The sequence below is a fragment of the Massilia sp. CT11-108 genome (genome assembly GCF_047302915.1).
GTDB classification, from domain to species: domain Bacteria; phylum Pseudomonadota; class Gammaproteobacteria; order Burkholderiales; family Burkholderiaceae_D; genus Telluria; species Telluria orientalis.
In genome coordinates this window covers 1-566 of the sequence record NZ_JBKYMO010001175.1, presented here as the reverse complement: position 1 = coordinate 566, position 566 = coordinate 1, and the positions used below count along the sequence as shown (strand labels likewise).

At 70.0% G+C, this 566-nt stretch carries 2 protein-coding genes; one reads left to right on the top strand and one right to left on the bottom strand.

The features are described 5' to 3' along the window. The coding region (locus ACEN88_RS33820) for an EamA family transporter (protein WP_413346737.1) at positions 1-257 on the top strand (257 nt) is incomplete at its 5' end. Here ACEN88_RS33820 and ACEN88_RS33815 read toward each other — a convergent pair. Then, positions 190-566 (bottom strand): glutathione binding-like protein (locus tag ACEN88_RS33815; RefSeq protein ID WP_413346735.1); only part of this gene is annotated, 377 nt, incomplete at its 5' end. The two genes, ACEN88_RS33820 and ACEN88_RS33815, sit on opposite strands and share 68 nt — an antisense overlap.

Here is a 566-nt window from a genome sequence, read left to right as displayed (position 1 = left end):
CGCTCGCGTACCTGCTGTTCTTCCGCCTGATCGCCCGCGTGGGCGCGGCGAAGACGATGGCCGTGCCGTTCCTCGTGCCCGCGTTCGGCGTGCTGTGGGGCGTGCTGTTCCTCGGCGAGACTGTTACGACCGCGATGGCGGCCGGCAGCGCCCTGATCGTGCTGGGGACGGCGCTGGCCACTAGCCTGATCAACCCTGCGCGGCCGCGAGCAGCGCATCCGCTTCCGCGGCCCGGCGCGCGGCCGGACGCGAACTGACGCGATCGATATAGGCCATGATCTCGGGCAGTTCCGGCACCAGCTTGAACATCGTGGCCCAGCCGAGCGAGATGCCCCACAGGACGTCGGCGGCGCAGAAGCGTTCGCCCAGCAGGTACGGACCCGCGCGCAGCTGGGCCGTCAACGTGGCCAGCATCGTGTCGAAGTCGCCGTATGGGCACATCATCGGCGGCGTGGGCTCGCGCTTCATCGCGAGGTCGGTAATGGCCGGCTCGAACGACGAGCCGTAGAACGCGAGCCAGCGCAGATAGGGACCGCGCAGCGGATCGTCCAGCGTGGGCGCGAGCC